The following is a 12,212-nucleotide window of genomic DNA, read 5'->3' on the forward strand; positions in this document are numbered from 1 at the left end:
TTTGAATTTAATTGTTGGCAAAAATAAAAAACTTTATTTTAAAACAACGTTTTAGTTGATAAATGTGAGTACTAATTTAAAAAAAATATTTCACAAAGGCTTTCAAAATCTATTTAATATCATTTATTATTCTTTTTTTTGTGCTATAATTAATGACGTTTCCATGAAAAAAATCATCCTGTTTGCTTCGGGTTCGGGTTCCAATGCCGAAAACATTATCCGCTATTTTCAGGATAAGAAAACAGCCGAAACGGTAGCGGTTTTTTCAAATAATCCGAATGCTAAAGTTTTAGAAAAAGCAGAAAAACTAGGAGTGCCTTGTTATGTTTTTACCAAAGAAGAACTCAATACGGGCAAAGTGTTGGAGCAGGTGATGGCGCTTAATCCGGATTTGATTGTGCTGGCCGGGTTTTTATGGAAATTTCCAACCGACATTGTAGTTCAATATCCGAATAAAATTATCAATATCCATCCGGCACTGTTGCCAAAATATGGCGGAAAAGGCATGTATGGAATGAATGTCCACAGGGCCATTTTAGAAAATAAGGAATCGCATTCCGGAATCAGTATTCATTATGTCAATGAAAATTATGATGAGGGTGCTATGATTTTTCAGGCAGAGGTCGCAGTTGACAGTTGTACGACCCCGGAAGAAATAGCGGTAAAAGTGCAGGAATTGGAACATTTGCATTTTCCTCAAATAATTAATGAACTTTTATGTCCATAAAATGAAAATGCCTGTTGCTTTTAGTTTTGGTTTGCCTTACAGGTTGCGGAAACCGAAATAAGGCTCAGGTTTCGTGTAATGCCGATTTCGATTCCTTTTTTGAAAAATTCACTAATGATAGTGTGTTCCAAAAAAAAACATGTGGATTTTCCAATTATGGAATATTACTCCGATGAGGACTTTCCGCTGGATATGATGGAAAGGATGAAGATAGTTTTGAAATTATCCATTTTGATAAAAACGCTAAAAGCAGCGGTAAGCCGTATGAAATTAGTATAGACAAGAAAACAGATAGCATTTTTTGTTACAAAAAGGGAATTAATAACCCAATAAATATTAAGTATACCTTTGTCTGTAAAAAGGATTCCTGGTTTTTGGTTGCAATAACTGATACCACCGATTAAAAAAGTTTACTATGCACCAAGTACATATTTATACCGATGGCGCTGCCAAAGGAAATCCCGGTCCCGGAGGCTATGGCGTGGTGATGGAATGGGTGGGCAGGCCCTACAGAAAAGAATTTTATGAAGGTTTTCGCCTGACCACTAACAACAGGATGGAACTTCTGGCGGTTATTGTAGGTTTGGAAAAACTCAAATTGCCAAATACCAAAGTATTGGTTATTTCCGATTCTAAATATGTAGTGGATTCTGTTACCAAAGGCTGGGTTTTTGGCTGGGAAAAGAAAGGTTATAAAGACAAAAAAAACCCGGATTTATGGAGACGCTTCCTGATTATTTACAGAAAACATCAGGTTGATTTTAAATGGATAAAAGGGCATAACAATCATCCGCAAAACGAACGTTGTGATCAGTTGGCGGTTATGGCATCAGGATTACCGAATTTGTCTGTGGATACTTTTTATGAGAGGGAAGAGAAGGGATTGTTGTGAGTTTATGGCTATTTGTCCGATTTCTCACAATTGTTTAGAATAGTTGATTTCAAATATATATTATAGATGGATAAAATGAATGGCCCAATTAAGTATACTTGTGAATGTTGTGGAGACATACATGAAAATTGGCCAGCGCTGACATTTATTTCACCTGATAATTATGATTTTCTTTCCGCTGACGATAAGAAAAATATCGCAGAATTAAAAAGTGATACATGTATAATCAATCACCCAAATCAAACAGATAGGTTTATTCGTTGTACATTGACGCAGCTTGTTAATGATCATTGTGAGGGTTTAGAATATGGTCTTTGGGTTTCTTTAAGCGAGAAAAGTTTTCAAGATTATATGGAGAATTTTGATAATGATAATCATGAGACGCAATATTTTGGTTGGCTTTGTAATGATATACCTGAATATAAGTTTCCTGAAAGTATTCCGACAACAGTTATAACAAAAAAGGGGAATCAAAGGCCTGAAATTTTTCCTCATGAGAGTTTTGACCATCCGTTTGTAAAAGATTACTATAATGGAATAAGTAAAAAAGAAGCTGAGAGCAGGATTAAAGTGATGCTTCAAAAAACTAAAGACAACAAATTAGCCTTAACTTCTAAAAAGGCTTGGTGGAAATTTTGGTGATAAAGAAGATTAGTACTTACTTAAACTGTTGCTACCTAAATGAATTTCTATACATTACTTCTAAAACACTTTTAAGCATATTTAGATTAACATTCTCATCAGTTTTTTTTAAACTTATATTTCCATGAGAAAAGTATTTAGCAATTATTTCTCCATCTTTTTTTACAAACATTAAGTAAAAAGCATCATTTGAAATATATTCATCACATTCTTCGTAATAATACTTTTTCCTTATTGAATTTATATTGTTTGAAATCAATTGGATATCAGGGTTTTTTAAGTCGACCTCATTGTTATGTGATGAGTTACTATTATAGCAGAAAAATTTATCATCAACTTTTTTTACTAAAGTATATTTCCCGTATTTCATATTAGGAAGAAATTGACACAAAAGGACTCCTGTTCTATGGATTTCAAAGTCTTTGATTTTATTTTTAAATAAATCCGTCGTGTCTATGTTTTTAAATAAACTGTCAAATGCTATTTCATTTTCGGTTTCTAGAACTTTACATTTATTATCCTTTTTTACTGTTTTCTGGCTGAGGCAAGAAACTACAAAAATTATTGTGAATATTAACATTATTCTTTTCATTGTTTTTTAGGCTTAAATTAATGAAGAGTTCATAGATGAATTGATTTCGACCGCTAATACTTACCTAGATGAAAATCCAGAAAAATCTAAAACGGAAGCAGAAAATATCATTAAGGAATTTGTTTTGAAATTCAATACGGTCTGGCTCAATCCTGACGAATAAAAAACCACCTTGAGTAAGGTGGTTTTCACTAAAATTATTTTTAAAATTAATTGCTTTTGCATCCTATCCTATCAGATTCTGTTAGGATTTGAACTAGTTCCTTATAATTAGCAAAACTAATTTTTTCACGTTTTGATGCATCAATGCCATTGCCTTTGTAAATACTCCATTTAGTTGGCTGGCTTACTTTCTCTGTATGATTGTATTCTATGGAATTCCACATATTCCCATAAGAAGACAAACTGCTCCAAAAATACCCTGTAAATAATGGCTTTTTGTTCTTGCAAATCGCAAACTTTATTCCTTCTTTCATTGAGGGTTTTAATGAGACAATTTTATTAATTGCATTGGCTGAGAATTTTATCTGTCCCGAAATAGTGTCAAGACATATAATGTCATCATTAATAATCAACGGAACACTATCTAGCATTTCCTCCGTTGCTTCAAACTGTGGAGCATATAAAAATTCTTTTCTTAAAGAATCATAAGCAGGTTCTTTCGTTTCTTTTGCCGAAGTAATGGTATAAATTTCAATTTGAGAATTGTCTTTCTTCTGGCAGGAAGATACGGCAATAATAATCAAAAATAAAATGATGCTTGAAAGGCTATTTTTTTGGTGCATAATTCAACAGTTTTGGTTTTGGGTTGTCAGGATATAAAATCTCTTTTAATTCAATAGCAAGTTCTCGGTCACTATTTTTTGAAAAATAGGACTCAATTCTGCTATTGAGACTTGTCCCGATATCTAACTTTGCCAAATTATTTCTCTATGAATTCAAATTTAATAGAGCCATTTTCTTTTAATACTTCCATATCAGTTCTTTCAGAAAAGAGAAGAATAGTTTTTAAACCACTTACCGTGTCAGCAACAATCTTATTAGTTTCTTTATCGACAAAAAAGCTGAAATCTGAGTTATTTCTTTCCCTTGAATACTTTTTACGTTTTAAAGATTTAGCTATAAATTTTTTATCATTAATAGTAAAGATTATACTGTCAATATTTTTGGATTCAAATATTTTATCTCTTTCTTTTTGTTCAGGTATATAATAATTTAAACCTCCATACTTTGTTGTATAAAGCAGTCCCTTATATTGAGCTACTTCATTGTTTTCGTAAACTTCTGCGTTTATATTACCTTCTTTTTTACAGGCAATAAGTAAAAATATGAGAAAAAGGTATGTTCTATTTGTCTTCATTTTTTTTATAATATTTAACATCTTTCATCGTAAAATTTGTTCCTTGGTCACTATTGAAGCCACTGATAACTTCCTTTAATGGAAGAATCTGAGGTTTAGCCTGACGTCCGTCTTTTGTTAATACGTATACTGTACCATCTTTACTTTTTCCATAAAAAGAAACGGTATGCTGCCCGCCAATGGAAGCAATACCTTGATTGAAACCTACATTGTCAAAATTATCAACTTGTGAAAAACCAGGAGTACTATCTACGGCCATCGGATTTGGAAATTGTTTGTATTTTTCAGCATTGGCAGGATTTATTTCTTCCCCATTTGTAGCCATTTGTGCACATTCATCGCATATATAGTTATCATTTTTAACGTCTTGTGATGCCTTTCCTGCATTAATTTCTTCAACACTACCTCCAGTCGACCTTTTAATAGCTCTTGTTACGTTATTGTTCAATTCTACTGTTTTACCTTCAGTAAACTGATAATTTTCAGGAACATTTTTACCAGTTGAATTTAACTTAAAACTATTAGATATGTTTTTTGTAGTTGTTCCTAAATATTTTGCTAAAGTAGCAACATTGTCTCCTTTTTCGGCTATCAAATTTCCATTTCTGTCAGGCTTCCATTTGGCTTGCATTCCATCAGGGTCAACAAAGAAGATAGGATTATTGTAGGCGTAATTATATGGAGACCAACGTCTCATTTGTTCCGCTAGCGGGTCAATATTCATCCACCTTCCAATAGCAGGGTCATAATTCCTCGCCCCGTAGTCGTAGAAGTTAAGCCCCAGCTCGTCCTGGAACTCCTTCCCGTTGTACTTATACTGATACGACCTTCTCTGCTGCGGCCCCAACGGCTCGATTCCGATAAGATAACCGCCGTCCTCCTTGCTGATTTCGACATATTCGTACTTGTCTGAATTGTACTTCTCATGTTTCAGCCCGAAGGGATAGTAATGGTTCTCTTCCATGATGTATATTTTCCCCTTTTCCTTATCCATCGCGTAGCTCATCCTGATATTGCCCAGATGGTCCTTATGGTTAAACACATAGTTGAACTGTTCCGGCCTTCCCCTCAAGGGGCGGATGTATTTCACATAGCCCTCGGCTGTAGGGAAAAGGTCAAGCGTTTCATGTATGTACTGGAACCCTGAAAGATAGTCGGTAGGGGTGTAGTCGCTTCCCTCCCATACGGTCTTTTGGAGTTTTTTTCCGGAGGCATCGTAAAGATAAGTAATTTTTTCTCCCGTAACAAAAGATATCTGGATGGGCAGGTTAATGTGGTTGTAGGTGATGGAAGTGCGTCTTTGTTTTTGTCCACAATCCATGTTGCTGATTTTATTAACACATCTGAAATGCCAAGTCTGGTTTGAAGCCGTTTTTTTTAGATTGAATGCATTATAAAACAAAAAACAACCCGAAGGTTGTTTTAATTTAGTTATGATATTACCATAGATCCTTGAATATCTGTAATTGTCTGATGGGATAATTGTTACCAACACATCTGGATACATTGTCTCCCTAATTTTTAACTTTTATTGTATAAAATCCTCCAACATCATCGAATGAAATTCTACTACCGTTAATAAATAGAAAGTATAATATTGTGAAAAATTTTGCATCTGACAAGTTATGATTTTTAATAGCATAGTCATCTCTCTCTTTTTCGCAATACTTGTTTAATAAATGTGTTATGCCAGAATGACCATATTCAGTTTCAATACTTTTATCTAAATTAAAGATCACTATGTTTCGGCCTTTAAATTTGTCTTCTTCAAAAACAATTTTCTCTGCTAGAGCATCGGTGGCAAAAGCTTTGAAACTTGGGTATTTGTCAGAAAAATATCTGTTATAAAATCGTTTTAAATGATTGTCATTAGTTGATGCAAATTTATTCCCATCTATTTTTACAAACATAATTCCGTAGTCATTAAATAAACTATCCGTAATTTTTTCTGTTGTCTTTATTGTCTCTTGACAATAGTTTTTGTCTTTTTTTTTGCTACAAAAACAAAAAGCCAATATTGCTATAATACATAATACATTTTTCATTATTTTAATATTTTTTAATTAGCACTAGGATGTCTGCCATTAATATCGAAAATATTCTCGGAAAATTTAATTTCAGGAAAATATATTGGCGGAAAAAATCTAGGAGGATTGTCTAATTTGGTAGGGTCAATTTTTTCTCCTCCATATGTTTTTCTTTTCTTATTTCCTTCTATTTTCCTGGCTATATTCTCTAAATGAACAGCTCTTATTTCTGTTGGTGATTTTGCCGATGATTTCATATCACTATCCCCCATATTGCCAATATCATAATCATATTGATGCCCCATTTCATGAACAACAATGTCTAAATCGGTAAATTCCACCCCATTATTTTCTTTTAAAACATCTTTACGTTTTTGTGATAAATCAAAATAAGTATCAGTGCCAGTTCTTTCGTCACTGCCATCAATATATGTTGAGCCTTGTGCAGGATAAACCCCATTCGATCCTTCAGGACCTTCCATTACTGTATGCTTTAAATCACTGTTTTCAAGATGGTGTAACGTTCTTACAAGAACTTTGTCATTTGAGGCTTCAATTTTTTGATAACTTCTAATGACCCTATCAATTGTACTACTCCCAGTTGCTTTGTATATTTTATCAGTTCCATAATGGTAGGCATTGCCATTTCTGTATTGCAATTTAGCTCCACTAGATGTAAAAAGTATAATTTCATTACCATCAGGGTCAAAGGCTATCGTTGGCATATTTGCGACGTAAACATAGTTAGAAATGTTTGGATATTTTTCACTTAGCGCATCCATATTCATCCACCTACCAATCGCAGGGTCATAATTCCTGGCCCCGTAGTCGTACAGGTTAAGTCCCAACTCGTCTTGGAACTCCTTGCCATTGTATTTATACTGATACGACCTTCTCTGCTGCGGTCCTAAAGGTTCGATGCCGATAAAATAGCCGCCATCCTCCTTGCTGATTTCGACATATTCGTACTTGTCTGAATTGTACTTCTCATGTTTCAGCCCGAAAGGGTAGTAATGGTTTTCTTCAAGGATGACCAATCCGCCCTTTTCGCTGTCCATCCCATAGGTCAGCCTGATGTTGCCCAGGTGGTCCTTAAGGTTATAGGCATAATTGTAGCGTGCAGGTCTGGCCCCTCCAGCCGGATAGCATTTGACGTAACCTTCGGCAGTTGGGAAAAAGTCCAGCGTGCCGTTTATGTACTGGAATCCCGATAGATAGTCGGTAGGGGTAGACGTGCTGCCGTCCCATACGGTCTTTTGGAGTTTTTTTCCTGACGCATCGTAAAGATAGGTAATTTTTTCTCCCGTAACAAAAGATATCTGGATGGGCAGGTTCATGTGGTTGAGGTGATGGAAGTGCGTCTTTGTTTTTGTCCACAATCTATGTTGCTGATTTTATCAACACATCTGAAATGCCAAGTCTGGTTTGAAGCCGTTTTTTTATATTGAATGCATTGTAAAATAAAAAACAACCCGAAGGTTGTTTTGATTTTAAAGACTTTGTAGCTTAAAAATTACTCGCCAATACATCTATATTACCGAAATTTCTTTTGGCACAATTTACATTTATATCGCTGTATTGCTGATTGAAAGCCATTTTTAACAGCAACCCCATTGCATTTTGCACAATATACTTTTTCCATGCCCTAATTTAATACACGTAGTAAAAACAAAAGCTTATTTGATAGGCTTCAAACAGTTATTTTCATTCAAAAACTAACACCTAAGTAACAAAAAACAGGATTTAGTTTTTACTCTAAATCCTGTTCTTCAATGGTTAATTTTAAAATTTAGTCTATACCCTAATTTGATACATTATCAAAGGGTAGTATTGTTTTTTTAATGTTTCTCTAATTCCTTATCCAAGTCCTGAATGAACAAATTCTTATCCAAGTAATAAATCATTAACCTATTCTTTTGTTCAGAATGTTGGGAAAATTCTATTAAAACTTTATTGTTACCAGACAGATGAATATTGTAAGGCCAATAGAAACGAGGAATTGTATCTATAAGAGCTGTCCTTGCAGGATTTTTGGTTTGAAAAATTTTAAACTCATCAAAATTTGTGAAAACAATTACTATATCTCGCGATAAAATTTGATAATCAAGTATATTATCAACAATTGCTATGTTGTTCTCTTTACCATCCTCTTTTATGATTAGATGATATTTATTATTTTGAACAAAATAACTATATAATGGTTTTTCAAGTTCTTTTACTTCATTTGGTCGGTATAGCTTGGTTTCCAATACTTTGGTAATCTTTGATGAACTTTTACCGTTATAGATTTCAAAATTTCGACCCTTAAATCTTTCTATTTTCTTTGCATTAATTAAAGCGTTTTCAATAACATTCAGGCATCCTGAAATACTGAAACTTTTGAATCTAAACATAACGTTAATTACATCAGCTTGTGAACTTTCCTCTTTGTCCATCCAGCATGTGATGGAGGAAGGATTCAATTGTTCCTCAGAAAAGAGCAAATAAATTTTTCCTGTATAATTCAATTCCTTTGCTAATAATTCTGTGTATTGTGCTATAATCAATGTTTTATTCATTTCCTCAACATAATCAGATGAGAAAGTTGTTAGGCCAACACTTCCATAATTCTTTTGAATCATTTTATCTTTATGGGCAAAAGCAAAGTTTGACACCAATAACAAAATCAATATTTTTTTCATATTTGATATATTTTATTGCTTACCTAAATTTAATGTTCCTTGCGATGGAATATAAGCAGGTTTTTCATCTGATTGAACATTATTGATATTAAGTTTTGAATCCGTTTGACTTGGATTTGTTTTTGACAAATTGTAATTCACTTGATAATTTATACTTTTTCCATCTTTACTCAAGGCTCCAGAATAGACTAAACCACTTGGAGTAAATATATACGACCTCTCAAAACTGGAACTTTTCGCTGTAGGATGTGCCTCCACTTGACTATCATCGCCACTCGGACCATTAGCCCCATTTATAACTTTATATTGATTAGGTCCATTCCCAAAATCATTAAGTGTTAACTTTGCCATTGCTTTCGGATTTTTTTCGCTTGTTAGTGGGCCACCACTTGTAACGTTTTCTTGCACCACAACCATTCCAGTTTCGCTTCCATGTGTATGACCATCACCTACAGGAATTGCACCTACAGGGAAATCATTAGATTGGCTTGGGTTAGCCAATCCTGATCCAAACTGTAGAGGACTAGCATATGAATATTTTCCATCTTCTGTTTTATAAAACTGAGTAGCAACTTCAACACTATTTTCTATTGAATAACCATTGTATTGCTCAGAAAAGTTCCTTGCGGCTTCTTGTAAATTATCATGAACCGAATGTGGCTCTAAACCTTCCAATTCTCTTGAATCAATAACACGATTCCCGCTAAAAACATACGGCGACCACGTGTTATATTGTTCACTCAATGGGTCAATACTCATAAATCTTCCAATTGCATAATCATAATTTCTCCACTTAAAGCTGTCCCAATTAAGCCCGAGTTCGTCTTGACGTTCCTGACCCTGATACTTATACTGATACGACCTTCTCTGCTGCGGTCCCAAGGGCTCAATACCGATCAAATAGCCGCCGTCCTCCTTGCTGATTTCTACATATTCGTACTTGTCTGAATTGTACTTCTCATGTTTCAGCCCGAAGGGATAGTAATGGTTCTCTTCCATGATGTATATTTTCCCCTTTTCCTTATCCATCGCGTAGCTCATCCTGATATTGCCCAGGTGGTCCTTATGGTTAAACACATAGTTGAACTGTTCCGGCCTTCCCCTCAAGGGGCGGACGTATTTCACATAGCCCTCGGCGGTAGGGAAAAGGTCAAGCGTTTCATGTATGTACTGGAACCCTGAAAGATAGTCGGTAGGGGTGTAGTCGCTTCCCTTCCATACGGTCTTTTGGAGTTTTTTTCCGGACGCATCGTAAAGATAGGTAATTTTTTCTCCCGTAACAAAAGATATCTGGATGGGCAGGTTCATGTGGTTGTAGATTGCCACGATGCCCTTGTTGTCGTCGGTAATCATGTTGCCGTAGGTGTCGTATTTGTATTCCGCCTCCCGGTCTATCCCGTCCCTGAATCCGGACGGGTGCAGCGTATTGTCCTTTATTTTCAGCAGCTGGTTTCCTCCCGCCAGGTAGGTATATTCCAGATCGTCGATCAGTATGGAGACGGTCTCATAGTCAAGCTCCCCGAACCTTTCCAGGTGCGTGATATTCCCGTTTTTGTCATAGCCCATCGACTCGTCATAGGACTTTGTATAGTTCCTGTCCTTGAAGTAGGCGGCCTTGCTGAGCCTGTTGAGTGCGTCATAGGTATAGCTATAGCTGCGTTCCTTGCCGTCGCTCCTGGACATCCAGTGCGTTTCTGAAATGTTCCCGTTGTAGAGCGGCACAAGTGAGGGATCATAGATGCCTTCGGTATTGTCATAGCGCAGGGCAAAGGCAAAGAGGTCCGTGCCGGCGTCATCGGTTGCGAAATTGTCTATTGAATTGATTGCCTTGAGCCACCCGCGGATATTGTAGCCGTAGTCGACCTTCTGGTAGAAGGAGCTTCCCGTCAGGTCGTTTCCGCCCGTTTTTTTCGAGGAGAGCCTTCCGAGCTTGTCGTAGCTGTTCAGGGCTAGCAGTTCAGCAGGCAGGCTGTTAATCTTATGGGTATGGGAAAGGATCCTGTCCTGCAGGTCGTAGGCAAAGTCCTCCCGTACAGTAAATTCCGTATCCGGGTTTGTCCTCTGGTGCCTTGTGACGGTATACTGCGTCTTTCCGGCAAAATCCAGTTTACTGTCGGTTATGGTATGCCCTCCCAGGTAGTTTGCCAGTCTGGTGCTGATGGGCCTTCCCTTGGCATCGTAGAAGGTATAGGCCAGTTCCCCTGCCGTGAGTGAGGGATCCTCATGGAGCACCCTAGTCCAGGAACCCGTCGGCATCCCTTTCGGTGCTTTGGTGCTGTTGTAGAACACCGCCTGCCCTTCCACGTCCGGAAAAGCGGTTGGCGCCCCTGGAAAGGCATAGTCGTCATACCAGCTGACGGAAAGCACCTTCATCCCGCTTGTAGGGAATGCTTTGTTGGAATAGCCTACGGAAATATTGTCGACTACCTGTGAGGCAGTCCTTATTTCCCATTGGTTGGGCCAGGAATCGACCGTGTTTTGCAGGTACTGTCGCGTGTGCGCATCGGTATTCTGGTACCATCCGGTATAGGCCACCCTTCCCAGCGGGTCGTATTTGGTAATCACCCAGCCCTTTAATGTGCCGGTAAAAGGGGAAGGCGTAGGCCCGGTGGCCACTAGGCGGTCCATTTTGTCGTAGACCATGAGCTGCCACTCCCTGCCCGGAAGCTTCTTTTCGGCCAGCCTGTTGCGGTGGTCGTATTTGTACTGGTAACACAGGTCGTCCAATTGAGTGGCCGGGTTGTCTGCCAATGGAGGGAATACATAGGAAAGGTTTCCGAACTGGTCATAGACGTAGTAGGTGTCGTGTTTTATCCCGGACTCATAGGTCCTTTTCAATACCAGCTGTCCTTCCTTGTTCTTAAATTCTTCCGTGGTATTGTTCGGGCCGGAAGTCCAGTTTTCGTCTTTTACGGTGCTTTTGTAGAGCTGCCCTTCGGCATAATTGGCAGAGGAGAGGGAGACGTCGTAAATTTTGGCCGTGCCGTTCCAGGTGGCCGTTGCGGAATAGTTCTTTACCGCGTCGGCTGCGGTATTGGTGTCGTAACCCATTTTTACCTCATGCCCGGAGCCCATTGCCCACGGGTTGCCGGGAGCGGCCTGCTTCAGCACGCGGTTGAGGTGGGAGTTCTCGAAAAGCTTCTCGCTATAGGGGTTGGATGTCGTTTCCATCCCGGCTATCGGGGTGCCGTAGAAGGCCGTCGTTCCTGCTTCCGCACCCGAATCGTAGTCGAGGGAAAAGGAAACGGGATAGGGCAGGTATTCCTTTGCCTGCCTTCCGAAGGCATCGTA

12 protein-coding genes are annotated in these 12,212 nt (G+C 37.6%); 3 read left to right on the forward strand and 9 right to left on the reverse strand.

The genetic code is table 11. The features are described from left to right. The first annotated feature begins 163 nt into the window (after positions 1-163). The 3 genes from purN to BGO88_RS06375 all read left to right on the forward strand — a co-directional run bounded on the left by purN (position 164) and on the right by BGO88_RS06375 (position 2,261). Positions 164-727 (forward strand): phosphoribosylglycinamide formyltransferase, encoded by a 564-nt coding sequence (purN, locus tag BGO88_RS06365; RefSeq protein WP_286706329.1) that lies wholly within the window; start codon positions 164-166, stop codon positions 725-727. Positions 728-1,142: 415 nt separating this feature from the next. Continuing rightward, positions 1,143-1,619, forward strand: coding sequence for a ribonuclease HI (gene rnhA / locus BGO88_RS06370; RefSeq protein ID WP_277017330.1), 477 nt, complete (start codon positions 1,143-1,145; stop codon positions 1,617-1,619). A 66-nt stretch (positions 1,620-1,685) separates the two neighbouring features. Then, on the forward strand, positions 1,686-2,261 hold the full coding sequence (locus BGO88_RS06375) for a DUF2199 domain-containing protein (protein ID WP_286706330.1): 576 nt from the start codon (positions 1,686-1,688) through the stop codon (positions 2,259-2,261). Between the two features lie 31 nt (positions 2,262-2,292). Here the strand turns inward: BGO88_RS06375 and BGO88_RS06380 are convergent, their stop codons facing one another. The 9 genes from BGO88_RS06380 to BGO88_RS06415 all read right to left on the reverse strand — a co-directional run. Beyond that, entirely contained in the window at positions 2,293-2,853 is a 561-nt protein-coding gene (locus BGO88_RS06380) for a hypothetical protein (protein WP_286706331.1), read from the reverse strand. A gap of 209 nt (positions 2,854-3,062) precedes the next feature. After that, positions 3,063-3,638 (reverse strand): hypothetical protein, encoded by a 576-nt coding sequence (locus BGO88_RS06385; RefSeq protein ID WP_286706332.1) that lies wholly within the window; start codon positions 3,636-3,638, stop codon positions 3,063-3,065. 137 nt (positions 3,639-3,775) lie between these two features. Further along, a complete protein-coding gene (locus BGO88_RS06390; protein WP_286706333.1) occupies positions 3,776-4,213 on the reverse strand; it encodes a hypothetical protein in 438 nt (145 codons plus the stop codon). Continuing rightward, positions 4,200-5,534 carry an RHS repeat domain-containing protein gene (locus tag BGO88_RS06395; protein WP_286706334.1) on the reverse strand — a complete coding sequence of 445 codons (1,335 nt, stop codon included), beginning with the start codon at positions 5,532-5,534 and terminating at the stop codon, positions 4,200-4,202. Before BGO88_RS06395 ends, BGO88_RS06390 begins: the two co-directional genes overlap by 14 nt. Positions 5,535-5,727: 193 nt before the next feature. Beyond that, positions 5,728-6,258 (reverse strand): hypothetical protein, encoded by a 531-nt coding sequence (locus BGO88_RS06400; protein ID WP_286706335.1) that lies wholly within the window; start codon positions 6,256-6,258, stop codon positions 5,728-5,730. A gap of 14 nt (positions 6,259-6,272) precedes the next feature. Then, positions 6,273-7,619, reverse strand: a complete 1,347-nt coding sequence (locus BGO88_RS06405) for an RHS repeat domain-containing protein (protein ID WP_286706336.1) — start codon at positions 7,617-7,619, stop codon at positions 6,273-6,275. A 155-nt stretch (positions 7,620-7,774) separates the two neighbouring features. After that, positions 7,775-7,882 carry a transposase-like zinc-binding domain-containing protein gene (locus tag BGO88_RS17415; protein ID WP_502686502.1) on the reverse strand — a complete coding sequence of 36 codons (108 nt, stop codon included), beginning with the start codon at positions 7,880-7,882 and terminating at the stop codon, positions 7,775-7,777. Between the two features lie 196 nt (positions 7,883-8,078). Next, positions 8,079-8,921, reverse strand: a complete 843-nt coding sequence (locus BGO88_RS06410; protein WP_286706337.1) for a hypothetical protein — start codon at positions 8,919-8,921, stop codon at positions 8,079-8,081. 12 nt (positions 8,922-8,933) lie between these two features. After that, positions 8,934-12,212, reverse strand: a 3,279-nt coding sequence (locus BGO88_RS06415) for a DUF6443 domain-containing protein (protein WP_286706338.1), incomplete at its 5' end; no start/stop codon positions are given.

This window comes from Flavobacterium sp. 38-13 (assembly GCF_001899155.1).
In the GTDB taxonomy this organism is placed as follows: Bacteria; Bacteroidota; Bacteroidia; order Flavobacteriales; family Flavobacteriaceae; genus Flavobacterium; species Flavobacterium lindanitolerans.

Bases quoted from the DNA above. Each gene is read 5' to 3' on its own strand.
- BGO88_RS06395 (WP_286706334.1), bottom strand. From the start codon at position 5,534: ATGGATTGTGGACAAAAACAAAGACGCACTTCCATCACCTACAACCAC.
- BGO88_RS06390 (WP_286706333.1), bottom strand. From the start codon at position 4,213: ATGAAGACAAATAGAACATACCTTTTTCTCATATTTTTACTTATTGCC.
- BGO88_RS06400 (WP_286706335.1), bottom strand. From the start codon at position 6,258: ATGAAAAATGTATTATGTATTATAGCAATATTGGCTTTTTGTTTTTGT.
- purN (WP_286706329.1), top strand. From the start codon at position 164: ATGAAAAAAATCATCCTGTTTGCTTCGGGTTCGGGTTCCAATGCCGAA.
- BGO88_RS06380 (WP_286706331.1), bottom strand. From the start codon at position 2,853: ATGAAAAGAATAATGTTAATATTCACAATAATTTTTGTAGTTTCTTGC.
- rnhA (WP_277017330.1), top strand. From the start codon at position 1,143: ATGCACCAAGTACATATTTATACCGATGGCGCTGCCAAAGGAAATCCC.
- BGO88_RS17415 (WP_502686502.1), bottom strand. From the start codon at position 7,882: ATGGAAAAAGTATATTGTGCAAAATGCAATGGGGTTGCTGTTAAAAAT.
- BGO88_RS06375 (WP_286706330.1), top strand. From the start codon at position 1,686: ATGGATAAAATGAATGGCCCAATTAAGTATACTTGTGAATGTTGTGGA.
- BGO88_RS06410 (WP_286706337.1), bottom strand. From the start codon at position 8,921: ATGAAAAAAATATTGATTTTGTTATTGGTGTCAAACTTTGCTTTTGCC.
- BGO88_RS06385 (WP_286706332.1), bottom strand. From the start codon at position 3,638: ATGCACCAAAAAAATAGCCTTTCAAGCATCATTTTATTTTTGATTATT.